This is a genomic window from Chitinophaga niabensis (assembly GCF_039545795.1).
GTDB classification, from domain to species: Bacteria; Bacteroidota; Bacteroidia; order Chitinophagales; family Chitinophagaceae; genus Chitinophaga; species Chitinophaga niabensis_B.
The window spans coordinates 6,677,509-6,703,701 of sequence record NZ_CP154260.1 but is presented as its reverse complement, the minus strand read 5'-3'; the positions used below and the strand labels follow the sequence as shown (position 1 = coordinate 6,703,701).

Below are 26,193 nucleotides of genomic sequence, written 5' to 3'. Positions count from 1 at the left end.
AATCATAACATGTTACTGTTATCATCTTTCAAATAATACATTATTTTTGAGAAAACGAAAAATTTTGAAATACCGTCACGTTGTCTTTATCGTAGTACTGATCCTTCTGGTAGACCAGGTGTTGAAGTTTTGGATCAAAACCAATATGACCATTGCGGAGCAATTCGCTGTTATACCCAATTTTTTCTACATTCATTTCATCGAAAATGAAGGAATGGCCTATGGCCTGAAGTTTGGTGGAGAATTTGGCAAAATTGCGCTTACCCTCTTCCGCCTGGTAGCTGTGGTACTGGGTTTCATCTACATGAAAAAATTGGTGAAAGAGCAATATCACAAAGGTCTGCTGATCTGTGGTGCGCTGATCCTCGCCGGAGCTGCCGGAAACCTGATAGATAGTATGTTCTACGGCCTGATATTTTCAGAAAGTACCCGTTACGAATTAGCTCAATTCCTGCCTGCCGGTGGTGGTTATGGCACTTTCCTCCATGGTAATGTGGTAGATATGCTCTATTTCCCCATTTTTGACGGTACTTTCCCTAAATGGGTACCCTTCTGGGGGGGTGAACATTTCATCTTTTTCCGCCCGGTATTTAATATAGCAGATGCTGCCATCTCCGTAGGAGTGATCACCATCCTGCTCTTCCAGAAAAGATTCCTGCATAAAAAAGCAGATGACACCGCGCCTTCCATTGAAACCGGCGCCGTAGTAGACGATCGGCAACAGGTAATGTAATTATACAGAGAGGCGCTTTAACGAGCGCCTTTTTTTGTGGTATCGGGTATTTCTTATCAAAGGCTTTCATTTCCTTATTTAGCAACAGTTCCCCTTTTACACTGCCTGTTTCTGCTGACGGTTTTCCGCCCCTGATTTTTGAAAGGATCATTTGGTAGCCGTCATTTGTTCTTTCTTCAGCCGCCGTTGTGTCACTCCCTGCATCTTTAACTCGCTATTCAGCTTATCAAGCACCTCCGCTGCTAAAATCCCGCACCGCAAAACAAGCCACCAATCTACGTTTTAACATCTTGTATAGAAAAACTTGCAAATTTCGTATTCTCATTTTACATTTGTCCACTAATTCTATAGACTAATAGTATTATTGTATATAATATCATCAATATAAGTTTCATGAAAATGAGTAGTTATACCCTTAGATCTACCTTACTATTATCCCTCTTACTCTTCACTGCAGCAGCTTTTGCGCAGGAAAGCAGCATCGTACAGATCACCGGCCAGGTAAAAGACCAGAATACCGGAGAAACCCTTCCTGGTGTAAGCATCCAGATCAAAGGCACCATTTCCGGCACCACAACAGACAGTAAGGGTGTTTTCACCCTTAAAACCAGGCTGAAATTCCCATTCACCCTGGTGTTCTCCAGCCTGGGTTTCTCTTCCCAGGAGTTTGAAGTCAAAAACACCACTTCCCGTTTAGATATCTCCCTGGCTACACAAACCCTTCTTGGTAAAGAGGTGGTAGTAACCGCTTCCCGCGTGGAAGAACAGGCACTCAGATCACCAGTAGCCATTGAGAAACTGGACATCCGCACCATCAAAGAATCACCCGCTCCCAGCTTCTATGATGCATTGGAAAATGTGAAAGGTGTGCAGATGACCACTTCCAGCCTCACCTTCAAAGTACCCAATACACGTGGTTTCAACATCCCCAACAACTTCCGGTTCATGCAACTGGTAGATGGTGTGGATATGCAGGCTGCTACTTTAGGCGTTCCATTAGGTAATGCCATCGGGCCCACAGAACTGGATATTGCCAGCGTGGAAATTACACCCGGCGCAGCTTCTGCTTTGTATGGTATGAACGCCATCAATGGTATGGCCAACCTTCAGACTAAAAGTCCTTTCCTCTATAAAGGCCTCAGCGTATATCAGAAAATAGGTGTGAACCATGTGGATGGTATTGATGCAGATCCCAGTGTACTAACTGAAACGGCTATCCGTTATGCACAATCTTTCCGCGATCGCTTTGCATTCAAAGTGAATGTAAGTTACCTCCGCGGAACTGACTGGCGTGCCAGTACAGCAACAGACCAGAATGCTGCAGCCAACTCCCGCTTCCCTGCATTGAATGGTGCCGCTAATAATCCTGCATACGATGCATGGAATAAATATGGCGATGAAAATAACAACAACGTTTCTGTAGCTGTACAACTGAATGGCAAAACAGAAACCTTCAATGTACGCCGTACCGGTTACTGGGAAAAAGATCTCGCAAACCCCATCGTTGAAAACATCAAATTTGATGCGGGCTTATATTGGAGATTAGGTTCTAAAGCAGAACTCTCCTACACTTACCGCCGTGGCCAGATGGATGGCCTTTTCCAACGCGGTAACAAGATCCAGCTGAACGATGTGGTAGTACAGAATCACAAACTGGAATTAAAAGGCGCTGATTATTTCATCCGTGGATATATCTCCCTTGAAAATACAGGCAACTCTTATAACCTGAAACCACTCACGGATAATCTTGATCTCACCAATAAATCCAACAATGCCTGGAGAGATGCTTTCAGGGCTAAACTGCAAACAGAGATCAATGCAGGAACAGAACTCGCAGAAGCTATGCGCCTCGCCCGTGGTGTAGCAGATCAGGGAAGGGTACAACCCGGCACCCCTGAATTCAATGCGCTGAAAAACACTATCATCGGCATCAATAACTGGGACCACGCAAGTGCTGTAGCAGGAGCTCCTGCAACCGGCGGCGCCTGGCTGGATCAGCATAGCCGCGTATATCATGTGGATGCACAATGGGACCTCAGCAAGAGAGTGAACATCTTCAACCTGCTCGTAGGTTTGGATGGCCGCATCTATGAAGTAATTCCTGATGGTAACAACTTCGTGGATTTCAGCAAACCACCGGATAAACGTACAGAACCAGGTGGCAAAAATGTATACTATAAAAAATATGGCGGCTTTGCACAGGTCAGCAAAACCTTCTTTAATGAAAAACTGAAGCTGGTGGGATCCATCCGCCTGGATCATAATACGGAGTTCGATCCCAAGATCAATCCAAGGATCGCTGTGGTATATACCGCTGCAGAGAAATATAATTTCCGTGCATCCTGGCAGAATGGTTTCCGCTTCCCTGCATTGTTTGAAGCATTGTCTTTCGTAAATAACGGAAACGTTAGAAGGGTGGGCGGTCTTGCTTATATCAATGAAGGCCTGGGTTACCTGGAAAATTCCTACACCCTCGCCTCCATCAATACCTTCAACAATGCGGTGAATAAAGATGTGGCAGATGGTTTAACTGCTAATAATGCAGCCATCAAAAACAAAGCGTTACTGGAAGTTACCAATCTCTCCCCTACCCGCCCTGAAAGGATCAACTCCTTTGAAGTAGGCTACCGTAGTGTATTGCTCGGCCACAAAATTGTGGTAGATGCGGATGCATACTACAACCGCTATGATGGTTTCCTGGGCCAGGTGGAAGTAGCAGTGCCCTCTACCGGAAGGGTAGGATCTGATGAAGCAGTGATGGATATGCTGGCAGCAAACCGTACCAAACAAACCCGCTATCGCGTATATACCAACGCCAAACAAACATATGATAACTATGGCGCCTCCCTTGGTCTAACCTATAACTTCTATAAAAAATGGACAGTGGCAGGTAACCTGAATTATAACGCCATTGTAGAGAATAAACAAAAAGACGTATTCGCTACCGGCTTTAATACCCCCGATTGGGTATCCAACATTTCCATCGGCAACCGCGAGTTGCTCAAAAACTTCGGTTTCAATGTGGTATGGAGATGGCAAAATACCTTCTATTGGGAAAGCCCCCTGGCAAATGGAGATGTACCGGCATACAGTACAGTGGATGCACAGGTGAATTACCGCTTTCCCAAACTTAAATCAACTGTCAAACTGGGCGGATCTAACCTCCTCAATAACAGGTACATTCAATATGCAGCCGGGCCAAACATTGGTGCATTGTACTATGCAGCCATCACCGTGGAAGGTTTGCTCACAAAATAATTGCCCTGCTGCTATCCAATAGCAATGGCGGCCAGCGGGATCCTAACCATGGAAACCCAGATCAAAGACCACCATTATCAACCAGACGGAGGCCCTTTCAGCAGGCCTCCGTCATTTTTAAAAAGGGCTGCAAGATATTTGGATATACCAGGGATTAAACCTATTTTTAGTCCACAATTCCCGTAGACTATATTACTTTTATAATTTATGTCGCATAACGAGGTGATCGATAAGGTTGAGCAACGGGTAGCTACCGTTGAAACACAGAAGGTGCTGATTGACCTCGTAAATGAGGACAATAAAAAGCAGCACTGGATCTGGGCAGTCATTGGTATTTCTATAGTGGTGGTGGCCGTTGGTCTCTACTTCACTTATAATTATGGTATCTCCCAGGATGCGCAAACACGCATTGCCCGTTTCACACAAAGCGTATTTACGGAAAAGCTCCTCTTCTTTATGGGAGTGGGCCTTATGGCACAGATGATAGATGGTGCGCTGGGCATGGCTTACGGAGCTACTTCTTCTTCTCTCTTATTAGGTTTGGGTGTATCACCCGCTATGACGAGTACCAGTGTACACGTAGCAGAGGTTTTTACAACCGGCGCTTCAGGTATTGCACACTTCAAACTGGGTAACGTCAACAAGAAATTATTCCTGCATTTACTCATCCCGGGTATGATCGGAGCCATAATAGGTGCCTATCTCCTGTCGGAAAAAATAGATGGTAATGTCATCAAACCCTTTATGAGTGCTTATCTCATGATCCTGGGTGTATTGATCTTACGTAAAGCTTTACAGCGCAACAGACCCAAAAGCAAAACCCGCAGACTGGGGCCCCTGGCTTTCTTCGGCGGATTCATGGATGCAATTGGCGGTGGCGGCTGGGGCCCTATTGTTACTTCTACCCTTTTGAGTAAAGGCCGCACGGTGAACTACACCATCGGTTCTGTGAATGCTGCTGAGTTTTTTATCTCTGTTTCCAGCGCAGGTACTTTCCTTTTATTCAATGGTGTCGATAGCTGGCAGGTGATCATTGGATTGATACTGGGTGGTGTGATCGCGTCTCCTTTTGCCGCAGTGCTGGTAAAGAAAATGAAGCGGAAGCCCCTCATGATCATGGTGGGTGTGCTGGTGATAGCCATGAGCATCAGAACAATTGTACTGGTGTTCTGGAAATGATAAAGCCCATTACCGCACAGAGATAGCAGTACATGCCATCACCGATTAACGCATAACTGTTTTAGAATTGCTTGCATAAAAAAAGCGTCCATCATGATGATGGACGCTTTTAATTTTATAAGATATCAATTTCAGATCTTTCCTACCATCTTGCTGGGATCTACCCATGCATCAAACTCTTCCGCTGTCACATAACCTAACTTCACTGCCATTTCTTTTAAGGTAGTACCTTCCTTATGCGCTGTCTGTGCAATTTCAGCAGCTTTGTAATAACCGATCTTTGTATTCAGAGAAGTTACCAGCATCAGGGAATTATCCACATGTTTTTTGATGTTTGCTTCGATAGGCGCCAGTCCTTCTGCGCATTTATCATTGAAACTCACACAACCATCACCCAGCAAACGTGCAGAATGCAGGAAGTTGTAGATCATCATGGGTTTGAAAACGTTCAGTTCAAAATGGCCGGTAGCACCACCTACACTGATGGCCACGTCATTACCCATCACCTGTGCAGCAATCATGGTTAAAGCTTCACACTGTGTTGGATTCACTTTACCTGGCATGATGGAAGAACCGGGTTCATTATCAGGGATGTGCAGTTCACCAATACCGGAACGCGGGCCGGAGCTCAGCATCCTGATATCATTGGCAATCTTCATCAGGCTCACGGCCACTGTTTTCAAAGCCCCATGTGCTTCCACAATTGCATCGTGCGCAGCCAGTGATTCAAATTTATTCTCTGCGGTGATGAAAGGCAGGCCTGTTAATTCCGCGATCTTCTTTGCTACATTTTCAGAATAACCTTCCGGTGTATTGATACCTGTACCCACAGCAGTACCACCCAATGCCAGTTCGCTCAGGTGAGCCAGGGTATTATTGATAGCACGTAAACCATGGTCCAGCTGAGACACATAACCACTGATCTCCTGACCCAGGGTGAGCGGGGTAGCATCCATAAAGTGGGTGCGGCCGATCTTCACCACATGCATGAACTCCTTTGACTTCTTAGCCAAAGTGTCACGCAGTTTTTTAATGCCGGGGATCGTTACTTCCATCAACATCTTATACGCTGCAATGTGCATAGCAGTAGGGAAGGTATCGTTGGAAGACTGGGATTTATTTACATCATCGTTCGGATGAACGGCTTTTTCTTTATCTGTGAGCTGGCCGCCATTGATCACATGTGCGCGATAGGCTACCACTTCATTTACATTCATATTGGATTGGGTACCTGAACCGGTCTGCCAAACCACCAATGGGAATTCCGCGTCCAGTTTACCTTCCAGTATCTCATCGCAGGCTTTGCCTATCAGTTCTGCCTTTTCTTTCGCCAGCACACCTGCTTCCAGGTTAGTGAGGGCAGCCGCTTTTTTCAGGTATGCAAAAGCTTTTATGATCTCTTTAGGCATCTTGTTGATGTCCTGTGCGATCTTGAAATTGTCGATGGAGCGTTGGGTCTGAGCACCGAAATATGCATTCGCGGGTACTTTCACCTCTCCCATCGTGTCTTTCTCTATCCGATAGTCCATGTTTTAATTTTAAGGCCACAAAAATAGTCAATTATTCTCCTTTGAAAACCGGTTTCCTTTTCTCAATGAAAGCAGCGGCTCCTTCCTGCAGGTCCTGCGTGGCAAAACAGCCTGCAAACTCAGCGATCTCGGTTTTAAAGCCATCCACATCAAATTTGAAATTCGCATTCACACACTTGATCACTTTCGCAATGGCCAACGGTGCTTTTTCATGGATCTTCAGCAGGATGGAACGGGTTTTAGGCAACAACTCTTCAGGTGTGGTCACATGATTGGCCAATCCCAACTGTCTGGCCTCTTCCGCTCCGATCAGGTCCGCCGTCATCATTAATTCCATCGCTTTGCCTTTCCCGATCAGTTGTACCAGTCTTTGTGTGCCACCATAACCAGGAATAATACCCAGGTTCACTTCCGGCTGCCCGAATTTTGCATTATCGCTTGCCACTCGGAAATGACAGGCCATGGCTAGTTCACATCCTCCCCCTAATGCAAAACCGTTTACTGCGGCGGCTATGGGCTTAGGGCTTTCTTCTATCCGCTGAAACACCATATGCCCAAGTTTGGCCAGATCGGCGCCCTGGTCTGTAGACAGGCTCAGGAATTCACTGATATCCGCCCCGGCTACAAAAGCTTTGGGACCAGTTCCCGTAATAATGGCACTGCGTACCGCTTCATTTTTATACACTTCGTCAACGGCCAGGGCCAGTTCCTTCATTACCTCCTGGTTGAGGGCATTCAGCTTGTCCGGGCGATTGATGGCAATCTCCATGATACCATCCTTGATATTTGTGGTCAGCGTCTTATACATATAATGAGTCGTTTTTATCTCCATCTAAATTAACGCATAATCCCAAGGTGCCGAAATGAAAAAGGGGCCGCATTTGCATGCCGCCCCTGAGATCATAAATATAGAAACATTATTTATTTGTCAGTCACCGTTCTCTTTTCGATGATCACCCTGGTTCCTTTTCTGTCTTTATTATCCCTGCGGTGATGATTGCCGAAATCACATTTGAAACCGCCAAAGTTGTAACTCAGCGTTACAAACAGCATATTGGCCTTCATATCTTTATACGGCTGTTCTTTCACCCCGTTCACTGTTTCTGTATAATCTTTATTGAAGAAGTCGTTCAGGTAATACTGCACTTTCACGCCAAACCCCGGGTTAAAACGAACACCTGCAAAAACAGAGGGCATCAGCAGGTCCGTACGGTCGCTGAACCATTCATTAAACTTGCTTTTCTTATCTCCGCGCAGGAAGTATTTCTCTTTATAGTTAAAGGCTAGGTCATACTCACCACCGGCAAAGAAGAAAAAGCCGTTCCGCAGATCACCTACTTTAAAACCTAATGGCACACCCAGGGTATATACCCTTTGTTTCAGCTTCACGGAATCGTTGGGTTTGCTGATCAGCCCGATATTCTTAATGTTCACCCCGGAGAAAACCCCAAAGCTCCTGGAAAAATCATAGTTATAGTTCTGCCCGATATTGAAGAACAGGGTAAAACGGGGGATGTTGCGAACATGCTCTCCGTTATTCTTCATATTAGCGAAGGAAAGCAGCGCCCCGTTACCACCTGTGGTCACATATCCTTTACCAGGTTTGGGCGGTGCTGAATAAAAATGGAAATGGTAAGATATTTTCTTCTTGGGTTCGGCCTCAGTGGAATCCTGGGCACGGAGACCTGTAGTCATAGCTAACAGGAGGAGGAGCATAGTGTAGCGGATAACCTTCATAAATTTCAACTTTTGCGTGGTTAAGAATGGAATAGGCGGGCAATACCCCATTTGAGCATGCTGCCGTTCTTAGTAAGACGACCAGGTTTTGAAAATGTTTCAAAAAAGTTAAAATTCCCTGTGTTCCTTTGTCCAGCCTGTGATGTAGCTGGCAATTTCCTGGGTATTGGTACCTGGAGGGAAGAGTTTCCCCACACCCATTTCGTATAATTCCTGCATATCCTGGTCGGGAATGATCCCCCCGCCCGTCAATAATACATCGTCCATCCCCTTTTCTTTCATGAGGTGGATGATCTTTGGAAAAACTGTCATATGTGCTCCGGAAAGGATGCTGATGCCAATGGCATCCACATCTTCCTGTAAGGCTGCGCTTACCACCATTTCCGGGGTTTGGCGCAGGCCGGTATAAATTACTTCCATCCCTGCATCCCTGAGAGCTGCTGCTATCACTTTGGCGCCGCGGTCGTGGCCATCCAGACCTACTTTGGCTACCAATACACGGATGGGGCGTTGATTCGGGTTGACCATATTACCTGATTGGATCGTAAATGTAAGAATTTCCGGCTGGATGCGGTCAAGGGGCTCCCGGTAGACAACAAAAGCCCATTTATCTTACATTTGCAATTCGGCAAAAGCTATCAAGCTAGCTTGATAGCAAACTAACGACACTAGGAATATAAGAAAGCTACAACATATGAGCGAAGAAAGATCCCTGAATTTTATAGAACAGATCATAGAAGATGATATTGCGAATGGCGTTAACGATGGCAGGGTACATACCCGTTTCCCTCCTGAACCAAATGGATACCTCCATATTGGCCACGCCAAGAGCATCTGCCTGAACTTCGGGCTGGCGAATAAATATAATGGTAAGACCAATCTCCGTTTTGATGATACCAACCCGGTAACAGAAGAAACGGAGTATGTAGAGTCTATTAAAGCGGATATCAAATGGCTCGGATACCAGTGGGCCAATGAACTATATGCCTCTGATTATTTTGAACAGTTGCACGATTTTGCAGTAGCGCTAATAAAAAAAGGCCTGGCCTATGTGGATGATCTGAGCGCGGCAGAGATTGCTGCTCTTAAAGGCACCCCCACGGAACCAGGAAAGAACAGCCCTCACAGGGACAGAAGCGTGGAAGAGAACCTGCAATTGTTTGCAGACATGCGTGCCGGTAAATATCCTGACGGTGCAAAAGTATTAAGGGCAAAAGTAGACATGGCCCATGTGAACATGCACATGCGCGATCCTCTGATGTACCGCATCAAACATGCGCATCATCACCGTACAGGAGATGCCTGGTGCATCTACCCCATGTATGATTTCGCTCATGGGCAAAGTGACAGCATCGAAAAGATCACGCATTCCATCTGCACGCTGGAATTTATACCCCACCGTGAGTTGTATAACTGGTTCATTGAACAACTGAATATATTTCCTTCGCACCAATACGAGTTTGCGCGCCTGAACCTGAGTTATACGGTAATGAGCAAACGCAAACTGCTGCAACTGGTGAATGAAGAACATGTAACAGGATGGGATGATCCCCGCATGCCAACATTGAGTGCATACCGCCGTCGTGGTTATACCCCTTCCAGCATCCGCACTTTTGCAGAAAGAGTAGGTGTGGCTAAAAGGGATAACCTGATAGAAATAGGTTTACTGGAATTCTGTATCCGCGAGGAACTGAATAAAACAGCCAACCGCGTGATGGCTGTACTGGACCCGGTGAAACTCGTGATCAGCAATTATCCGGAAGGGCAAACAGAAGAACTGCCGGCTGAAAACAATCCGGAAGATCCAAATGCCGGGCACCATAATCTTACTTTCAGTAACACCCTGTATATTGAAAGAGAAGATTTCATGGAAGAACCACCCAAGAAATTCTTCCGTCTTGGCCCTGGCCTGATGGTGCGGTTGAAACATGCTTACATCGTGAAATGCGACAGCTTTGAAAAAGATGCTAACGGCAATGTGTCTACGATCTTCTGCTCCTACATCCCGGAAAGCAAAAGCGGATCAGATACCAGCGGCATCAATGTGAAAGGAACCATTCACTGGGTAAGTGCAGCACATGCTGCCACAGCGGAAGTTCGTTTATACGACCGGCTTTTTTCTGTAGAAAACCCTGCCGCCGAAGAAGGTGATTTCAAATCATTCATCAACCCGTCTTCGCTGGAGGTAATACCACAGGCATACATAGAACCATTCCTGCTGGATGCTAAAGTGGGTGATAAATTCCAATTCCTCCGCAAAGGTTATTTCTGCGTGGATCCGGATTCAACACCCGGCAAACTGGTATTTAACCGTACCGTTACTCTCAAGGATACCTGGGCTAAAGAAGTGAAAAAAGCATAGGTACTGATAGGTTTTTAACCGTCCTCCTGTAAAGGCAGTGTTTATCACTCCTTCATCATAGGTTCGTTCATCCTTCGTTCAGTTGCAACAGCTAAAATAATATCAAAAAAAGGGGCTGACTAATGATATTTAGTCAGCCCCTTGTATGTTGGTTATATGGAAGTTACGCAAAAATTGCCAAAGCCAGCTTAATTCTTTCGATCGTCTCTTCTTTCCCCAATGTTTCCGCAATTACAAATACCGGCGGGCCAAATTTCCCTCCGCATAACATGATGCGGAAAGGTAATTGCAACTCTCCCGGTTTGATGTTCTTTGCAGTAGCCAGTTGTTTGAAGTTATCTTCCAGGGCCGCAAATGTAAAGTCCGGCAATGCACTGATCTCCGTGATCCAGGATTCGAAGAATGCCTGTTTTTCCGGCGTCCACTTAGGTTTTACGGCATCTACATCATACTTGTCCGGCCGCACGAAAAAGAAGAAACCATGGTCCCATATCTCATTGATAAAGTGGCAGCGTTCTTTCACCAGTCCGGTTACCTTAGCTACATATGTTTCTTCAGGTGCCAGTCCTTTTTCAGCTAACACAGGCTGGAAAAGCTTTGCCAGCGTAACATCATCCTTCTTCACGATATACTGATGGTTGAACCATTTCGCCTTATCATAATCGAATTTAGCGCCGCCTTTATGCACTCTTTCAATAGAGAACTGCTGTATCAGTTCATCGATGGAAAATATTTCCTGTTCAGAACCCGCATTCCAGCCCAGCATCGCCAGCATATTCACGAAAGCTTCCGGAAGAAATCCCTTTTCACGGAAACCCTGTGTGAGTTCATTCGTTTTAGGATCCAGCCAGTTCATCGCATAAACGGGGAAGCCTAAACGATCTCCATCCCTTTTGCTCAGTTTACCATTACCATCCGGTTTCAGGATCAGTGGCAGATGCGCCCATTGTGGCATCTCCGCTTCCCAGCCCAGGTATTTCCATAACAGGATGTGTACTGGTGCGGAAGGCAGCCATTCCTCACCCCGGAAAGCATGAGAGATCTTCATGAGATAATCGTCCACCACTACGGCAAGATGGTAAGTGGGCATGCCATCTGCTTTCAGCAATACTTTATCATCCACTGTGCTGGTCTGGAAACTAACTTCTCCCCGGATCATATCCGTAAAGGTTACCGTTTCGTTCTCCGGCATTTTAATGCGGATCACATGAGGTGTGCCTTTATCCAGCAAAGTTTTTACTTCCCCAGCATCCAGCGTGAGGGAGTTACGCATGGTTTTGCGTACGGAATGGTTGTACTGCGGAGAGTGATTGCCCCGTGCTTTTTCCACTTCCCGCATAGCTTCCAGCTCTTCAGGCGTATCAAAAGCATAATAGGCAAAACCGGCGTTCACCAGTTGTTCTCCATATTGCCGGTAAAGCGCTTTCCGCTCACTTTGACGGTAAGGGGCAAAAGGTCCTCCTTTATGAGGTCCTTCATCCGCTTCCAGGCCACACCAGCGGAGACATTCCAAAATATATTCTTCCGCCCCTGGCACAAAGCGGGTTTGGTCTGTATCTTCTATCCTTAATACAAAATCTCCGCCATGGTGGCGGGCGAACAGGTAATTGAACAGCACCGTTCTAACACCTCCAAGGTGAAGACCGCCAGTAGGGCTGGGTGCAAAGCGTACTCTTACTTTTTTCTGACTCATACGGCGCAAAAATAATAATTTCGGGCTTGGGAACGAGATTTCAAATCCTATAATGTATGTTCTATTTTACGAAAACACCCGCTTTCCTCAAATCACTGTACAAAAGCTGTATCTGGAACTTCTCTCCGGACGTGCCCACAGTCTATCTCACTTTTGATGACGGCCCGCATCCCAAAGCCACACCTTTTGTATTGGAGCAGTTGAAAAAGTACAATGCAAAAGCTACTTTCTTCTGTATCGGGAAAAATGTGGTGGAACATCCGGGGATCTATCAGCAGATCCTGCTGGATGGGCATGCCGTAGGAAACCATACACATAATCATGTGAACGGCTGGAAAACAGGTACGGAAACCTATCTCGCCAATATCAAAGAAGCCGCGAAATACATTCGTTCCAATCTTTTCCGTCCTCCATATGGACGGATCTCCCCTTTTCAGATCAAACAACTGAAAGATGATTACAAGATCATTATGTGGGATATCCTGAGTGCGGATTTTGACACTTCTATCAACGGGGAAGCTTGCCTGCAGAATGTTGTGTTCAAACTGCAAGCGGGGTCTATTGTTGTATTTCACGATAGTGAAAAAGCATGGGACAGGCTGAGCTATGCTTTGCCCAGGGTGCTGGAACATTGCGCCCGTAAAGGGTTACGGGTAGAAGCTATTGTATAAAAAAACGCCATAACCCTAAGGTTATGGCGTTAGCATATTGTTTGGAGAAAATATTATCTCGGTAAAGTGATCTCTTTTGTTTTATCACCTACAGTCAGTACTGCTTTGTTATCACAATCGCCATTGCCATAGTCAAGGCTGGCTTTAAATGAGTTCACAGTAAGTTCCAAAACACCTTTTCCTACATAAGCGCAACTGAGCTTGCGGATCAGGCCTGATTTGATGGCAACGGTAGCGAGCACGCTGCTGTCCTGCAGGCTGGCATTACCTTTTAATTCATAAACATCATCAGAGATCACCCATGGCGTGTTAGCACCTTCTTTCTGCGCTAAAATGCGGTTGCCGCTGTAAGTAACCACCTTGCCGGAAGGATAGGTGAGTTTACCTTCAGCAATGGTATAAGTATAACCGAAACCATCGTTGTTAGACGTGTTTTGCACGGTTTGTTTTCCTTCTACCTTAATATCATTTACATAATAATTATCGAAAGTGATCTCTGCTACAGCACCGGGGCTTATAAAGATCTTATTTACAACGATCTTCAGTTTGCCTTTACGGGTACGGTTACCTTCAGTGCAACCATCTTTAAAATCGATAATGATCGTTTTAGGATAAGTCTGAAAGTCTGCGGGGTCTATGCTTAAAGCAACACCGGTACACCTGGAGTAATCATTCCATGTAGCGTTGGGTGCTTTTCTATTTCCACCATTGAGGTCTGATTCAGTGGTATTGTAGTCTAAAGCAATCGCGAAGGCATCTTCATATAAAGCATTGATCTCAGCTTCCTGCTGAGCTGCAGCGATTGTTTGATTATCTCTTTTATCATCGGCTCCTGCTTTATCATCTTTCTTACAGGCAAAGAAAATGGTAATAGCGCCAATTGCTAATGCGGTAACGGAGAGTACTTTGTTGGTGTTAAAATAGTGTTTCATCAGAACGGTTTTAATAGGTATTGGCTAATTGAGACTGTACCTTTGTGAAAAGGTTTAAATTAAATATTAGGATTTTCCAGAACTTAAAGATAAACAATTAATTGAAAAAAACTATATATAATGATCTGGATTGACACGCATGCCCATTTATACTCCCCTGAATTTGATTCAGATAGGAGTGAAATGGTCACCCGGGCCATCCGGCAGGGGGTAAACAGGCTGCTGATGCCCAATATTGACGAGGACTCCATACCCGGGATGTTAAGCCTGGAGGCTGAATTTCCGGAGGAATGTCTCCCCATGATGGGCCTGCACCCCTGTTACGTGAAAGAAAACGTGGAAGTACAACTGGCTATTGTGCAGGATTGGTTAACAAAGCGGAAATTCTGGGCCGTAGGGGAAATAGGGTTGGATTTTTACTGGGATAAAACTTTGCTTGATCAGCAATACGCTGCTTTCCGCCAGCAGATCAGGCTGGCCATGGAACACCAGCTCCCCATCGCCATCCATAGCCGGGAAGCCACCAGGGCCTGTATAGATGTGGTAAAAGAACTGCACAACGGCCATCTCACCGGCGTATTCCATTGTTTTTCAGGCACTAAGGAAGAAGCACAGGAGATTATAGACCTGGGATTCTACCTGGGGATAGGCGGTGTGGTGACTTTTAAGAAAGCAGGACTGGATGTACTGATGGCTGATATTGACCTTCAACATGTTGTGCTCGAAACAGATGCTCCTTACCTGGCACCTGTCCCTTATCGTGGTAAAAGGAACGAAAGTGCCTATATCCCATTGATCGCTCAGAAGCTCGCAGATGTAAAAAATCTAAAAATTGAGGAAGTAGCTGCAATTACTACAGGTAATGCCCGGAAATTATTCAAAATGCACTAACTGATAAGTGAATACATTTGCATGCAATTCTATAAGAGATAAATGACGAAGATTTTAATCATCTATACCGGTGGTACCGTTGGGATGATCTACGACGAAAAGACGACTGCATTACGGCCCATCGGCTTCAATGAGATCAGGAACAACCTACCTGAGCTTTATCGCATGGGAATTGACTTCTACGTTTACGCCTTCAATCCTCCCATGGATTCTTCAGACATGCTGCCGGAGATCTGGACGGAGTTAGCCAGCATTATTGAAGACCGTTACGACCGCTATGACGGGTTTGTGATCCTCCACGGTTCTGATACTATGGCCTTCACGGCCTCAGCACTCAGCTTCATGCTGGAAAATCTTTCCAAGCCCGTGATCCTTACCGGTAGCCAGTTACCGATCGGCAAGATCCGTACAGATGCTAAAGAGAATATCATCACCGCCATGGAAATTGCTTCCACCAAAAGCAATGGCCACTGTATGGTCCCCGAAGTCTGTATTTATTTCGACTTCATGCTTTTCCGCGGCAACCGCGCCAAGAAGTACAATGCTGAAAAGTTTGAAGCCTTCTACTCCATGAACTATCCTGCCCTGGCTGAAGCCGGCATCGATATCAAATACAAGAATAACTATGTATTGCCTGTTCCCGAAAAAGGATTGGTCGTTCACAAGAACCTGGATCCCAATATCGGGGTACTGAAAATATTCCCGGGCATTACCCGCCGCGCTGTGGAAGCCATTGTGAATACACCCGGCATGCGGGGTTTGATCCTGGAAACATTCGGAAGCGGTAATGCCACTACGCAAGCCTGGTTCACAGAATGCCTGCAAAAGGCTGCCGATAAAGGTATCCTGATGGTAGACATTACGCAATGTGATGGTGGTTCTGTTGAATTAGGGAAGTATGAAACCAGTCAGCATCTGCAAAAAATAGGTGTAGTAAGCGGCCATGATATGACGTTTGAAGCAGCTACCACTAAGTTGATGTTCCTGTTAGGACAGAACATTCCCATGGATGAGATGAAGCGTTTGATAGAGTTGCCGTTGAGAGGAGAATTGACGCCTGCAACAGAGATCTTGCCGTAAGGCTGGGAGCTAGAGAGCTGTAAGCAGATTAGCCATGCGTTTTATATTCTGCTTGTAATAGCATTAGCACCAAACTTTTGAGTTGGGCTTTTATAACCTGCTTTCTATAACATTAGCGCCGAACTTCAAGTTCCTGCTTTCTAGATCCCGGCAAGCATCCCTTTCAGCGTCTGCACATCTTTCTTCAACTTACCTAATACGATCTGCTGCTTTTCCTTTACAGGCAAAGCCTGCTGCGCCTTGCTCAACAATTCATATTCGAGGTGCAATGTGATAGGCACATGAATATTGAATTCTTTCACCTTTTGGAAAAACGCTTTAAAATTCACTACCCCTTCTCCCAGCGGCACATTCTGCAAGGTATTGTTCACCCATTTGAAATCTTTTATCACCAGGGTATTGATATGCGGATAGATCAGCTCAAAGGCTAAAGGCCAGCTGTTAGCTCCTTCCACTGTAGCGTGGCGGATATCGTATTGCACACCGGCATACTTCGGATTTACATCTCTGACCATGGCATACAGGTCCCACACACCCGCTCCCACTTTCAAACCAGCATGATTCTGGTAGGCTGACTGGATGTTTAATTGAGCATTTAGCTTTGCCAGCTCCTTTAACTGTTGGTTACGAACCCTGATGCTTTCCTCGATAGACTTCTCTTTTATATAATCATACCAGCCCATCCGGTAATATTTCACGCCCTGGTCAGCCGCGGTTTTCAGTAAAGTATCTGAACCCTGCGCCTCCAGGATAGCCGTAGTTATTAAAGTTGTTTTAAGACCTGCACTTTTAGCAGCCGCTACAGCCCTAGGGAGATCTGTAGTCACCTTTTCCGGTAATACATGCCCTTCCGGCCGTACGGTATAATCCACCCCATCCAAACCGGCGGCAGCGAAAGTTTCGCAGAGCAGGTTGTAATCCATCCATTGAAAGGGTTTGGAGAAGGCATGGATTTCCCAGTCTTTCCTTAATTTAAATGAGGAAAACGGTAAGGCAGCGCCGGCCATGGCAATGGTTTGAATAAAATCCCGTCTGTTATATGGCATGATGTTGGGTTTTCTATTTCTAACAAAGTACAAATCTCTTCTTTATGAAAAAAGACTTCAGCTCCTTAAAACGCCCGAAGTACCCCATGCCGGACTTCATTGAACAGGCCCTGACGAAACACAAACTGTTTGAGGCCTACGAAAACCGCCCTCCTTATCAGCAAAACGACTATATCCACTGGATCAGCAGCGCCAAAAGAGAGGAAACCAGGCTGAAAAGGTTGAACCAGATGCTGGATGAGCTGAAGAAAGGCGGGAAATACATGAATATGGTTTATAACGGCAAATAGATATAATTAAAACAAATACGGCATTTACTTGGATTTTTTAGACAAAGGCATATCTTTGCAGCCCCGAACGAATAATTTGGGACAACGGAAAGGTGCAGGAGTGGTTGATCTGGCTCGCCTGGAAAGCGGGTATACCGCAAGGTATCAAGGGTTCGAATCCCTTCCTTTCCGCAAGTTTTAAAATGCTCATCAGACGAATCTGATGAGCATTTTTTTTAGAAGAAAGGTTCCATCTGCTATTCCCTCGTCCATTATCATCGCCCCTACGATATTTTAGGTGAAAAAGTTATATTTACATTAAACCCTTAGTTCTTTAAATGCCTGCCCAAAGATTTTGAATTTGCCAGCTGTTGTGGGCCTGCGCCCATGAGAATCGGTCTGGTAGTCTCATTTTTCAGTCTGAATGGTTGCACAGTAATTTCGCTAGGAGTTTTGGAATCGTTCATAGCTGACTCCGTTTAGATATTTCTGACTCTATATTAGATTATTTCTGAATCTTTAAGAGTTATAGATCTTGAAGACGAGTCGCTCCATACATAAAGAAAACAAGGGCAGGCATTTAAAGTGCATAAAGATTGCATATGGATATAACGGAGGAACAAACCCAAAAAATAAAGACGGTTTTCAGACGCATGAAAACCAAAGAAGACCTGTTGGAATTACTTAATTACACAAAATCTATCATTTACGGCGAAAAATCCTTTCCCTTTACAATACAACAACTCAACTATTACTGCAATTCTAATAACAAAGCCAGATATACTGTCTTCAAGGTAAAAAAGAAATCAGGCGGAGAGCGAATAATACATGCACCCAAGATGGGTTTGAAGAGGATCCAGGAATGTTTGAAAATGATTCTCGAAACCTTCGATGCGATAAAACCTCAGGCAACAGGTTTCGTTAAAGGCAAATCAATTGTGGATAATGCTCAAATTCATAACGGCTATAAATTTGTATTTAATACGGATTTAAAAGACTTTTTCCCTTCAATTGATCAGGCACGAATATGGAAAAGACTACAGGTTCCCCCCTTTAAACTTAATGAGGAATCGGAAAGAGTAATCTTAGCCAACATAATTGCCGGGCTTTGTTGCGAGAAGATGGAGGTAGAACGATTAGACAAAGTCGGAAAATGGACAAAAGTAGTGGCCTCTGTTTTGCCGCAAGGGGCGCCCACTTCCCCAATAATCAGCAATATTATCTGCTCAAATCTTGACTACAAACTGCTATTCATGGCAAAGCGTTTTGGGCTGAACTATTCTCGCTATGCAGATGATATAACTTTTAGTGGCGATAAGGATGTCTTTTTCAAACATAAAGGTAACTTTATGAAAGAACTTAATAGGAATATTAAAGATGAGCGATTCAACATTAATCCGGAAAAAACAAGATTACAAAAAAGTCAATACAGGCAAGAAGTAACCGGTCTCATCGTCAATGATCATGTCAATATACCCAAAAGATACATTAAGCAATTGCGTATGTGGTTATATTATTGGGAAACATATGGATATGAGAGAATGAGTAGTTACTTCAAGCCCGCCTATATAAAAGACAAAGCTCATATTCTAAAGGGAGATTCCCCTGATTTCCAGTCCATTATCAGAGGAAAGCTGAATTATATCAAGATGGTTAAGGGACACGATGATGCATGTTACAATAAGCTTGCGGAAAGGCTTAAACAGTTGATCGCTCCAGATGATTATTTTTCTTTTCTGCTGGATACCTGGGAGAAGAAGGGGCTCAACAAAACAATGGAACAATTCTATAGTTAATCTTTATGCATGATATCAATAAATTTTTATCCGATTTTTTGAATAAAGGGACACTAAACCCCGAAAACAGAAAGCGTTTTATAAAATTGATTGAAATTGAAATCAAGAAAGGAGTAGAAATAAACGCCGATCTTCTGGGCAGAATCGATGCATTACAATCGGAAATCGGCACCGTAGAAGATCACAATACACAACACACCAATGAAAAAAAATCAGACTTAGTGACCGCAGAAGCCGTTAAGAATGAAAAGCGGAGCCTTCCACAGTACAAAAACCCTAAAAACCTCGCTAGGTTTTTAACTAGCCTAAACAGTAATACTATCCTGAAATCCACGACCCATTCTATCGATGCAGATTTATACGATGAACTGTTGTATAGAATGGGCATACCATCGTATGATTATGAAACTCACTTCAAATACATCAAAAAGGAGTATGACGAACTACTTCAGCAGTACAGAACGGCACTTCCGCCTGCTATTGTAGCAAAACTAAATGAATTCTATTTTTTTGAAAAGAAAACCGGTTGGTCCGAAGCGCATATTAGGATAGGTTGGTTTTCGGAAGAAATAAAAACCTGGTGTAGAAACCATCCTGGTTGCTGTCCCAACCCCGGGAACGATATGGAATACCTCTCCCCAAACCTTTTCCGAAGGGAAAGGGATGTAGACAATAATGTGCTGAACAATTTTCAGGATATTATTGATTCACTCAAGATGCAGATTGAATGTCGGGATAAGTCCTATCTTGAAAATGCATTATGGAAATTAAATTTCGACAAATTCAGACAATTGAATATAACCTTGGATGGAATAACAAAATGTCTACAATTTTACACAGACGTAGAGAAATTAAAGCAAGCGTACAAGAATATTATTCATATGTGTATAGAAGAACATAATAAAAAAAATGGATCACTTAAGGACCTACAAATTGAAGTCTCCTTAAAAAAGGAAAAACGTACTACTGATGATGTGGTAATTTTAAGCATTCTTCATAAAGGAAGTGTGTTTGGAAAAGATATTACTCCCCCATTTAGATATGGAAAATCATTGACCAATCTTATTCAGAACCAGTTAAACGGCATGTGTAACCTTGAATTACAAACAGTACTTCCTGATGGTCGATCCGTTATTTTCGATCTTTGGCCCAAAGGGAATTCAATTATCCCATTGCATGAGTCCATGAATGGAGTGCAATTTAATCTCATATTTAATTTAGACTAATGATCTATTTGATAGACGATAAAATTATCAGGCAGGAAAAGTATAACTGGACAAAAAAAGAATTTGCCCAATACAATAACGCATTGACCGTTATCCATTCCAAACTGGAATTGGATAAAACAAAAGAGCGAATGTTTTCTACAGATGATATTATCCTTTTTCATGACTCTTTCTTTGATAATCCGGGAAACAAACATGAAAAGAATGTTGTACAAATTAGACAAGACCTCATTGACCGTACCAGGAAAAAAGCAACGGTTGTGTTTTTTGGTGGAGCAGTAGGAAGCAGAACTATTTCAGGAAAATATGTATCCATACCAGTGAATATTCTGTACAATAATCTAGAAGTATTCCTAAATAAATATATTGAACAAGGAATGAATAATTCAATTGAGATCCGTTATCTGGTGTTTGGGGATAGATTCGACATTGAAGAAATAGCTGTTCTCAAAGAAAAAATTTGGCGGGAATTGTATGATCATCCGAATAATGGTGAGCTCAACATAAAAAGTGAACTTTCCCTACAACTGAACCAGCTTTTGAATATTACCGGCGGTACGATGGACTTTCAACAAAAATTTACAGTTGAATCTTTCAAATTCCAACTTTCAAAGCTTATAAAAAAATACATTAATGGCTAATTGTTTATTGGCAACGGATAACTCCCTGGTTAGAAAAGATGATTTTAAAAATGATACGGTTATCAAAAGCATCTCTTGGGATGTGGATGTTCATGTAGATGTATATATGGACAATTTTATCAAAAACCATCTCCAGGAAGAATATACCAATATCTTTGTTCCATTGTCAATTGGCAATACTATTACCGATTTCTTGGGGCTAAGGTTTGCAATGCACATCCGAACGGCGGCAAACAGCTTGAACCAATTATCCAACATTATTATTTACGGCATGTTTACACAGGAAGAATTGCCAAAAGACAATGAATTCCTCCCAATTCTTTTCACGAAAGGAATTATACTGACTGATTACTCTATTGATGGCATTGCACCATACCTATCAAAGACAGAACGCATTTTAAAAGAAGATCAGCTACAACAAATGGTGCATACTGTGCCATTACAGATACCCGAAAACTATTTTGATTCCCATAGTATAGCTAATATCTGGGGATTATTCCAAATATTTACAAGCGCCGGAATCGATTTCACCAGCATCCCAAGCATTCAAAATCAGCGAGACAAACTGGCCGGCATTTATTTCAAATGGCTCTTGGCTCAGCAGAAACCGTACGGATCGGTAAAATCCAGAGCAAGTACACCGATAAATTACCAAGATGTTCTATTAATTGATGATGAAGCTGCAAGAGGTTGGAAAGATGCACTTGAGTTTGTATTTGGGGTCCCGCCTGCAAACCTTACGGCCGTAAGCACTCTGGAACAAGCAATAGATTTATTAGACAATAAACAGTTTCAACTAATATTTCTAGATTTACGGTTAAACGAACTGGATCATACAAACCGTAAATTGGAGGAGTATGGAGGGCATGTGTTGCTTACAGAACACATCCGAAAGGATTTCCATGCTTTGAACTTTGCAACACCGATAATATTGTTAACTGCATCCAATAAAGCCTGGAATATTTCAGAAATGATGGATAAGGGGGTGGATGAATACTACATAAAGGCACATCCGGAACAATCAGGATTGTCCTCCAAATACATCTATGAGCGGCTATTAAACAGCCTCCCTCTTCTGACAGAACTCGAGGTTAAAAGAAAGGAAATATGGAAATTCTCTCTGGAAATTGAACAATTAGCCACCATAAAAATTGGTGATAGTAATATTAAAACGCGAATAGCTGAAAAACTTAAAATTGGGTATGGAACACTTTTCAGAAAAAGCATTCAAGTTGAGAAAGATATTCTTATTTTTAATAATGAGATTTTAGCCTATATCATATTTTGGTCTGTGTTAGAGGAAATCTCCCACGATTTTTACGATCGCAGCACACCTTACGAATGGACGCTAAAAGATAATAATTACTCACTACAATGGACAAACCCAGGCGCCCCCAACAAAGTTAAAAGTAAATTTCCACATGTATTGGAAAGTATCAATAACGAAGAAAGCAAGAGAAAAGCAGGATTGGATAATATTCCACTATCTCAACAGATTGCAGGAATACTCAGATATCAATTAATGTGGACACCTACAAAAATAATCGCAGATTTCTCCAATTCCCTGAATGATTATAGAAATGAAATAGATTATATCCATAGCAGTTCAATTTCCATATATACAAAACGCCTTGTAGATAACCAAGATAGTACTCTTGGGTATTACAAATGCATTGAAATGTTAACATTCTTGAAAATACTTCTAACATAAATAAAGCATCCGGATACAATTTATTCCGGCACAACATGCCACTAATTATTCTGGCTTTACACTTCGCCCATATTTTTCAAATATTGGATGCTGTTGATATATACATTGCATATCTTCAAATGAAAGACAAACCATCGTAGTTGGTTCCAGGCATTGAATAGAATACAGGCTGTGGCCTTGTGTAAGAAAAGCTGGTTAATGCGTGTCGTAATCCCCTTCTGCATAGAAACCAACGGTTATTTCATTTCCGTTCTGACCGATATAAGAGGACCGGACCAGGCCGTTTGTTATAAACCTATTGCCTTCTGTACTTTACCCGATTGAAGAAAAAGGTCTTTTTTTTTATTTCACTGAAAGTGAGTTTTGAAGCGAAATGGGAGAGATCAGGATCAGTCACGTTAGGGCAGATTGCCCTAACGGATTGTAAGAATATTTCTGCTCCCGGCTCCATTTTATAAACATACAACATTGTGAAGTTCCTGGTAGGAGCGTTTCGGATGGATCCCCGGCGGCAAATGGGGAACAACATACTGAGCGAACCACTGGTCTGCATCTTTCCTGGATTCCCATACTTCCATAACCGCCCAGCCATCATCAGTTGGATGCGCACATTGCAAAATGAAACCAGGTGCCTGTTTGATCAGATCTTTCACTACTGATAAAACACCTTCATATCCCTCCAGGGTTTGCCCTTTAACTTTACTTGAAATGAGTACTGCCATGTTTTTTTTAAAGCAAATCTGCAGGAATACAGGAGAAAGGACAATAGTATAATTATACTATCTTGATCTGGTAAAGACCTTCTATATGCCCGAACATCCTTCCATCATCCACAACATCCTTCAGCTCGTAGATCTTACTGAGCAGGAAATTGAATTCATTACCTCCAGGCTTGTTTTTACCAGGCTCAGAAAAAAGGAGTTTTTATTACGAGAAGGAGAAGTATGCAAGTATAAGAACTACATCGTAAAAGGGTGCCTGGTCATGTACTACATAGATGAGGAAGGCCGTGAAAGGGTCATTCATCTGGCAGACCGGGACCATTGGGCCAATGATCTCTACAGCTATTTCACCGGTAAACCTGCGAGCTTCTTTTTCCAGGCCCTGGAAGATGCGGAAGTTCTTCAGCTATCGAGGCCGGACCTTGATGCGATATTTACAAACATCCCCAAGATGGAACGCTTCTTCAGGATCAGGTATCAGAATTCCCTTGTTATCCAGCAGCACCGGATCATCCAGAACCAGTTTGAAACCGCTGAACAGAAGTACCAGGAGTTCAGGCAAAAGTACCAGGACCTTGAGCAACGTATTCCCCTTAAATATATCGCCTCCTACCTTGGCATTACCCAGCAGTTCCTGAGTGTATTACGAGCTAATTTTTAATGTAGATTAAAAATTTCCTTCCGCAATGGTCGTTCCTTTGAAGTACAAATATCAACATCATGAAAAACGTACTCACAGGAACATTGCTCTTTTTGGCAGCATGTAATAATATGTTTGAGAAGAAAACATCTGCCCAGGTAAAAAAGCTAAAGGCCATTATGGAAGAAACAGACAAGACATGGAGCTTCCAGCCATTGATAGACATCTTAGCTGAAGATGTGAAATTCAAATCTACTATCCCTGCCGGAACTCCGATCAGTGGGGAGTTTCGTGGCAAGGAGGCTGTGGCCCGGTATTTCAATGTGATATTGCAGGATGTAGCGGTGTTTAAGCAACAGGTGCCTATGGAATTTATTGAAGCAGGGAATCGTGTGATTATCCTGGGCGATGATGCTTATACATTAAAGAAGAACGGGGCAACGCATAGGAGCCCTTATGCCGCGATATTTACATTTGAGGAGGGATTGATCAGGGATATATTGATCATTCAGGATCTGTCGGGGATCTGGGATGCTTATAGGGAGAGGTAGAAAGGATCAGGTATATTGTTAAAAAGAGATAATCATAGATTATCTCTTTTTTTGTCTACCGCTTACGCGTAAACTATTATGGGCATTAAACCCGCAAACTCATTTAACCTTCTGAAAGTATTTTTAACAAATCACAACCAGATATCCATTAGCGTTAGTAACATCTATTAACAAATGTGGATTAGGATTCCTCACTTTTATACTACTTTCCAATGTTAAGTAATTGTGATCTTTATTTTTCAAATGGCTGATAATAATAAGCATAAGGTATTAGCCATGCCATAATATTATCAAAAATCACTATGACTGCGATTTGGCGTATGTTAATTGATTTAATTGCACTAGTTAGCCCTAATTTTGGTTAACAGTTTAGCTTAAAATTAATACTCGGCTAGTATACAGTAAATACTATTTAACCTAAATCCGATTTTCCCAATTTAAGACAACCAAGTAACCCTCAGACATGTTGAGCTATCCATTTTCAACCAAACCGCACATGCGGTTTATCATTAAAGGCGTGCCGGAAGAAGAAATTACCCTTACCACTGAGATCCCATCGCAGTATCGCTCACATATCTATCCCTATGCCCAAGCTATACTTGAAGAATCCGCTGCGGTGAGTATCATTCACCAGGTAATGCAAATCAATGGGTTCACTGTCTGCAACCATATATTCTTTGCTAAGAAGAATGTAATGCTTGCTCCTTATTCAGCCGAGCCTGTATCAGCCCTTCATTTCATGATGAAAGGAAGTATCCGCTGCGAACTGGCGGATGTGGGGTCCTTATGGCTACGCGCAGGACAGTTTGGATTCTTCCATGTGAGCAATGCCAGTCATAAAGCCTGGCTGGAAAAAGATGGGGTGTATGAATCCTTTCATATTGATTTCACGCGAGAACAACTGCTGGCACTGGCCTCTTACTCAGATCTGATCAGAAAACTGCTGGATAAATCGGAGAAAAACCAATCCGCCTATGTAATGCCCTCCGCAGGAATAATGGTCAACCGGCTTTATGAGCTGATTAATGAAATACGTCAAACCCCTCCCTCTTATAAAATGAAAGAACTGGAAATGCCTGCACATATTTCTTTGCTGCTCGCCAATGCCTTAAAGGATGCAGAGCAAAGCTCCGTCTCCATTCCAGCCAATGATGACACCCTCCTGTTCACTACTATCCACGCTTACATCCTCAATAATCTATCCCGTGAATTAGGCAATGTAGAGATCGCCCGTGATTATAACATCAGCGTTTCCAAACTGAAAACAGGCTACAAAAAAGTCTATGCGGAATCACTGCAGTCATTCGTAAGGCGTGCCCGGCTGGAAACCGCCAGGGAACTCATTCTCACCACTAATCTTACCATGCATAAAATATCGGAGATGGTAGGCTATGGGGATTATGGGAATTTCAGCAGAAGATACCGCGCATACTTCGGTCATCCTCCCAGTGAAGTAGTACGGCGGTAAAATGTCCAATAAGACAACAAATATGTCCGAACTGCTATTTTATTTTAATGTTAATTAT

23 protein-coding genes and 1 tRNA gene are annotated in these 26,193 nt (G+C 43.3%); 16 read left to right on the top strand and 8 right to left on the bottom strand.

The window, feature by feature from the left end; genetic code table 11:
- Window positions 1–64 precede the first annotated feature (64 nt).
- The 3 genes from AAHN97_RS27000 to AAHN97_RS26990 all read left to right on the top strand — a co-directional run bounded on the left by AAHN97_RS27000 (window position 65) and on the right by AAHN97_RS26990 (window position 5,170).
- Window positions 65–733, top strand: coding sequence for a lipoprotein signal peptidase (locus AAHN97_RS27000; protein ID WP_343305184.1), 669 nt, complete (start codon window positions 65–67; stop codon window positions 731–733).
- A 393-nt stretch (window positions 734–1,126) separates the two neighbouring features.
- A complete protein-coding gene (locus AAHN97_RS26995; RefSeq protein ID WP_343305183.1) occupies window positions 1,127–3,991 on the top strand; it encodes a TonB-dependent receptor in 2,865 nt (954 codons plus the stop codon).
- Window positions 3,992–4,198: 207 nt separating this feature from the next.
- Window positions 4,199–5,170, top strand: coding sequence for a sulfite exporter TauE/SafE family protein (locus AAHN97_RS26990; protein WP_343305182.1), 972 nt, complete (start codon window positions 4,199–4,201; stop codon window positions 5,168–5,170).
- Window positions 5,171–5,301: 131 nt separating this feature from the next.
- Here the strand turns inward: AAHN97_RS26990 and fumC are convergent, their stop codons facing one another.
- From fumC to AAHN97_RS26970, 4 genes are all read right to left on the bottom strand, one after another.
- Window positions 5,302–6,699, bottom strand: a complete 1,398-nt coding sequence (gene fumC / locus AAHN97_RS26985; protein ID WP_343305181.1) for a class II fumarate hydratase — start codon at window positions 6,697–6,699, stop codon at window positions 5,302–5,304.
- Window positions 6,700–6,730: 31 nt separating this feature from the next.
- Window positions 6,731–7,507, bottom strand: a complete 777-nt coding sequence (locus AAHN97_RS26980; RefSeq protein ID WP_343305180.1) for an enoyl-CoA hydratase/isomerase family protein — start codon at window positions 7,505–7,507, stop codon at window positions 6,731–6,733.
- A gap of 113 nt (window positions 7,508–7,620) precedes the next feature.
- Window positions 7,621–8,436, bottom strand: a complete 816-nt coding sequence (locus AAHN97_RS26975; protein ID WP_343305179.1) for a hypothetical protein — start codon at window positions 8,434–8,436, stop codon at window positions 7,621–7,623.
- A gap of 108 nt (window positions 8,437–8,544) precedes the next feature.
- Complete coding sequence (locus AAHN97_RS26970) at window positions 8,545–8,964, bottom strand: cobalamin B12-binding domain-containing protein (protein WP_343305178.1); 420 nt, start codon at window positions 8,962–8,964, stop codon at window positions 8,545–8,547.
- Between the two features lie 166 nt (window positions 8,965–9,130).
- On the opposite strand from AAHN97_RS26970, the gene AAHN97_RS26965 reads away from it, so the two are divergent.
- Complete coding sequence (locus AAHN97_RS26965) at window positions 9,131–10,798, top strand: glutamine--tRNA ligase/YqeY domain fusion protein (RefSeq protein ID WP_343305177.1); 1,668 nt, start codon at window positions 9,131–9,133, stop codon at window positions 10,796–10,798.
- Between the two features lie 163 nt (window positions 10,799–10,961).
- Here AAHN97_RS26965 and gltX read toward each other — a convergent pair whose 3' ends face one another.
- Window positions 10,962–12,491, bottom strand: coding sequence for a glutamate--tRNA ligase (gene gltX, locus AAHN97_RS26960; protein ID WP_343305176.1), 1,530 nt, complete (start codon window positions 12,489–12,491; stop codon window positions 10,962–10,964).
- Window positions 12,492–12,547: 56 nt separating this feature from the next.
- Here gltX and AAHN97_RS26955 point away from each other — a divergent pair, with 56 nt between their 5' ends.
- A complete protein-coding gene (locus AAHN97_RS26955; protein ID WP_343305175.1) occupies window positions 12,548–13,162 on the top strand; it encodes a polysaccharide deacetylase family protein in 615 nt (204 codons plus the stop codon).
- A 53-nt stretch (window positions 13,163–13,215) separates the two neighbouring features.
- Here AAHN97_RS26955 and AAHN97_RS26950 read toward each other — a convergent pair whose 3' ends face one another.
- The gene (locus AAHN97_RS26950; protein WP_343305174.1) at window positions 13,216–14,094 is read right to left on the bottom strand and encodes a hypothetical protein; all 879 of its coding nucleotides are present in this window, start codon (window positions 14,092–14,094) and stop codon (window positions 13,216–13,218) included.
- Window positions 14,095–14,214: 120 nt separating this feature from the next.
- Between AAHN97_RS26950 and AAHN97_RS26945 the strand changes: the two genes are divergently transcribed.
- Together AAHN97_RS26945 and AAHN97_RS26940 are read left to right on the top strand one after the other, a co-directional pair.
- A complete protein-coding gene (locus AAHN97_RS26945) occupies window positions 14,215–14,985 on the top strand; it encodes a TatD family hydrolase (RefSeq protein WP_343305173.1) in 771 nt (256 codons plus the stop codon).
- Window positions 14,986–15,027: 42 nt separating this feature from the next.
- Complete coding sequence (locus AAHN97_RS26940; protein WP_343305172.1) at window positions 15,028–16,065, top strand: asparaginase; 1,038 nt, start codon at window positions 15,028–15,030, stop codon at window positions 16,063–16,065.
- A 140-nt stretch (window positions 16,066–16,205) separates the two neighbouring features.
- Here AAHN97_RS26940 and AAHN97_RS26935 read toward each other — a convergent pair whose 3' ends face one another.
- Window positions 16,206–17,111: a sugar phosphate isomerase/epimerase family protein gene (locus tag AAHN97_RS26935; RefSeq protein WP_343305171.1), complete on the bottom strand. Its 906-nt coding sequence runs from the start codon at window positions 17,109–17,111 to the stop codon at window positions 16,206–16,208.
- Window positions 17,112–17,155: 44 nt separating this feature from the next.
- On the opposite strand from AAHN97_RS26935, the gene AAHN97_RS26930 reads away from it, so the two are divergent.
- The 6 genes from AAHN97_RS26930 to AAHN97_RS26905 all read left to right on the top strand — a co-directional run bounded on the left by AAHN97_RS26930 (window position 17,156) and on the right by AAHN97_RS26905 (window position 22,754).
- Window positions 17,156–17,401 carry a YdeI/OmpD-associated family protein gene (locus AAHN97_RS26930; protein WP_074241014.1) on the top strand — a complete coding sequence of 82 codons (246 nt, stop codon included), beginning with the start codon at window positions 17,156–17,158 and terminating at the stop codon, window positions 17,399–17,401.
- Between the two features lie 86 nt (window positions 17,402–17,487).
- Window positions 17,488–17,572: transfer RNA gene (locus tag AAHN97_RS26925), tRNA-Ser, on the top strand.
- A gap of 461 nt (window positions 17,573–18,033) precedes the next feature.
- Window positions 18,034–19,176 carry a reverse transcriptase domain-containing protein gene (locus AAHN97_RS26920; RefSeq protein WP_343305170.1) on the top strand — a complete coding sequence of 381 codons (1,143 nt, stop codon included), beginning with the start codon at window positions 18,034–18,036 and terminating at the stop codon, window positions 19,174–19,176.
- Between the two features lie 5 nt (window positions 19,177–19,181).
- Complete coding sequence (locus AAHN97_RS26915; RefSeq protein WP_343305169.1) at window positions 19,182–20,402, top strand: hypothetical protein; 1,221 nt, start codon at window positions 19,182–19,184, stop codon at window positions 20,400–20,402.
- Entirely contained in the window at window positions 20,402–21,043 is a 642-nt protein-coding gene (locus AAHN97_RS26910; RefSeq protein ID WP_343305168.1) for a hypothetical protein, read from the top strand. The genes AAHN97_RS26915 and AAHN97_RS26910 overlap by 1 nt, the downstream gene beginning before the upstream one ends.
- Complete coding sequence (locus tag AAHN97_RS26905) at window positions 21,036–22,754, top strand: response regulator (RefSeq protein ID WP_343305167.1); 1,719 nt, start codon at window positions 21,036–21,038, stop codon at window positions 22,752–22,754. Before AAHN97_RS26910 ends, AAHN97_RS26905 begins: the two co-directional genes overlap by 8 nt.
- A gap of 452 nt (window positions 22,755–23,206) precedes the next feature.
- On the opposite strand, the gene AAHN97_RS26900 is transcribed toward AAHN97_RS26905, so the two are convergent.
- Complete coding sequence (locus tag AAHN97_RS26900; protein ID WP_343305166.1) at window positions 23,207–23,476, bottom strand: antibiotic biosynthesis monooxygenase family protein; 270 nt, start codon at window positions 23,474–23,476, stop codon at window positions 23,207–23,209.
- A gap of 85 nt (window positions 23,477–23,561) precedes the next feature.
- Between AAHN97_RS26900 and AAHN97_RS26895 the strand changes: the two genes are divergently transcribed.
- The 3 genes from AAHN97_RS26895 (at window position 23,562) to AAHN97_RS26885 (ending at window position 26,135) form a co-directional block, all read left to right on the top strand.
- On the top strand, window positions 23,562–24,137 hold the full coding sequence (locus AAHN97_RS26895) for a Crp/Fnr family transcriptional regulator (RefSeq protein WP_343305165.1): 576 nt from the start codon (window positions 23,562–23,564) through the stop codon (window positions 24,135–24,137).
- A gap of 59 nt (window positions 24,138–24,196) precedes the next feature.
- Window positions 24,197–24,667, top strand: coding sequence for a nuclear transport factor 2 family protein (locus AAHN97_RS26890; RefSeq protein WP_343305164.1), 471 nt, complete (start codon window positions 24,197–24,199; stop codon window positions 24,665–24,667).
- Window positions 24,668–25,163: 496 nt separating this feature from the next.
- Window positions 25,164–26,135, top strand: coding sequence for a helix-turn-helix transcriptional regulator (locus AAHN97_RS26885; protein ID WP_343305163.1), 972 nt, complete (start codon window positions 25,164–25,166; stop codon window positions 26,133–26,135).
- Window positions 26,136–26,193: the final 58 nt, after the last annotated feature.

Coding starts and splice junctions, on each gene's coding strand:
- AAHN97_RS26995 (WP_343305183.1), top strand. CDS start 1,127: ATGAAAATGAGTAGTTATACCCTTAGATCTACCTTACTATTATCCCTC.
- AAHN97_RS26990 (WP_343305182.1), top strand. CDS start 4,199: ATGTCGCATAACGAGGTGATCGATAAGGTTGAGCAACGGGTAGCTACC.
- fumC (WP_343305181.1), bottom strand. CDS start 6,699: ATGGACTATCGGATAGAGAAAGACACGATGGGAGAGGTGAAAGTACCC.
- AAHN97_RS26980 (WP_343305180.1), bottom strand. CDS start 7,507: ATGTATAAGACGCTGACCACAAATATCAAGGATGGTATCATGGAGATT.
- AAHN97_RS26975 (WP_343305179.1), bottom strand. CDS start 8,436: ATGAAGGTTATCCGCTACACTATGCTCCTCCTCCTGTTAGCTATGACT.
- AAHN97_RS26970 (WP_343305178.1), bottom strand. CDS start 8,964: ATGGTCAACCCGAATCAACGCCCCATCCGTGTATTGGTAGCCAAAGTA.
- AAHN97_RS26965 (WP_343305177.1), top strand. CDS start 9,131: ATGAGCGAAGAAAGATCCCTGAATTTTATAGAACAGATCATAGAAGAT.
- gltX (WP_343305176.1), bottom strand. CDS start 12,491: ATGAGTCAGAAAAAAGTAAGAGTACGCTTTGCACCCAGCCCTACTGGC.
- AAHN97_RS26955 (WP_343305175.1), top strand. CDS start 12,548: ATGTTCTATTTTACGAAAACACCCGCTTTCCTCAAATCACTGTACAAA.
- AAHN97_RS26950 (WP_343305174.1), bottom strand. CDS start 14,094: ATGAAACACTATTTTAACACCAACAAAGTACTCTCCGTTACCGCATTA.
- AAHN97_RS26945 (WP_343305173.1), top strand. CDS start 14,215: ATGATCTGGATTGACACGCATGCCCATTTATACTCCCCTGAATTTGAT.
- AAHN97_RS26940 (WP_343305172.1), top strand. CDS start 15,028: ATGACGAAGATTTTAATCATCTATACCGGTGGTACCGTTGGGATGATC.
- AAHN97_RS26935 (WP_343305171.1), bottom strand. CDS start 17,111: ATGCCATATAACAGACGGGATTTTATTCAAACCATTGCCATGGCCGGC.
- AAHN97_RS26930 (WP_074241014.1), top strand. CDS start 17,156: ATGAAAAAAGACTTCAGCTCCTTAAAACGCCCGAAGTACCCCATGCCG.
- AAHN97_RS26920 (WP_343305170.1), top strand. CDS start 18,034: ATGAAAACCAAAGAAGACCTGTTGGAATTACTTAATTACACAAAATCT.
- AAHN97_RS26915 (WP_343305169.1), top strand. CDS start 19,182: ATGCATGATATCAATAAATTTTTATCCGATTTTTTGAATAAAGGGACA.
- AAHN97_RS26910 (WP_343305168.1), top strand. CDS start 20,402: ATGATCTATTTGATAGACGATAAAATTATCAGGCAGGAAAAGTATAAC.
- AAHN97_RS26905 (WP_343305167.1), top strand. CDS start 21,036: ATGGCTAATTGTTTATTGGCAACGGATAACTCCCTGGTTAGAAAAGAT.
- AAHN97_RS26900 (WP_343305166.1), bottom strand. CDS start 23,476: ATGGCAGTACTCATTTCAAGTAAAGTTAAAGGGCAAACCCTGGAGGGA.
- AAHN97_RS26895 (WP_343305165.1), top strand. CDS start 23,562: ATGCCCGAACATCCTTCCATCATCCACAACATCCTTCAGCTCGTAGAT.
- AAHN97_RS26890 (WP_343305164.1), top strand. CDS start 24,197: ATGAAAAACGTACTCACAGGAACATTGCTCTTTTTGGCAGCATGTAAT.
- AAHN97_RS26885 (WP_343305163.1), top strand. CDS start 25,164: ATGCGGTTTATCATTAAAGGCGTGCCGGAAGAAGAAATTACCCTTACC.